Source organism: Campylobacter sp. BCW_4321 (assembly GCF_001763075.1).
Classification (GTDB): domain Bacteria; phylum Campylobacterota; class Campylobacteria; order Campylobacterales; family Campylobacteraceae; genus Campylobacter_D; species Campylobacter_D jejuni.
In genome coordinates this window covers 1-688 of sequence record NZ_MJYA01000012.1, presented here as the reverse complement: position 1 = coordinate 688, position 688 = coordinate 1, and the positions used below count along the sequence as shown (strand labels likewise).

Here is a 688-nt window from a genome sequence, read left to right as displayed (position 1 = left end):
AAAGAACAAATTTATTTAAAAGCCCAAAAGGATTATGATGAATTAGTCCAGCATAATTTCACTCAAAGAATCTTAAATGATAAAGATTCTATAGTGGATGGAATTTATAATGAAAGGATTAAAAAGATTCATACTCAAACCATAGACTTAGCTAAAAATGTCAATGTAGGAGGAGAATACTTAACTAATGTAGGCTTATCTAAAGATACCATAGTAGGATTAAGCAATACCTTAAATGTAGGAGTAGATAATAAAGTAAGAGTGGCTAAAAACTCTCATGAATATGTAGGAGAAAACAAAGACATAGAAATAGGTGCTAATCAAAATACTATTATCCATAAGGATGAGATAAGGAATGTGAAGGGAAATAAAAAGGAGGTGGTTGAGGGGCATTATGATATTAATATCAGTGATAAAATGCAAGTGTTAAGCGAGAAAGAGATGGATTATAAAAGCAAAGACAATATTCTTTTTACAAGTAATGAATCCATAGGATTTGAAAGTGATAAAAATACAAGCATGGTAGCTGATAATATCACAACTTATGCAAAAACTATTCATGAGTTAAAAGCCGATAGCGAGGCGACTATACAGGTAGGAGAAACAATTATTAATGCAAAACCTGATTGTGTTATCATTAAAGCAGGTGGAGTTGAAGTAACTATAGACTCTAATGGACTTGTGGTTA

At 31.1% G+C, this 688-nt stretch carries 1 protein-coding gene; it reads left to right on the top strand.

The features are described from left to right. The coding region (locus AJN58_RS02350) for a bacteriophage T4 gp5 trimerisation domain-containing protein (protein WP_070291930.1) at positions 1 to 688 on the top strand (688 nt) is incomplete at both ends.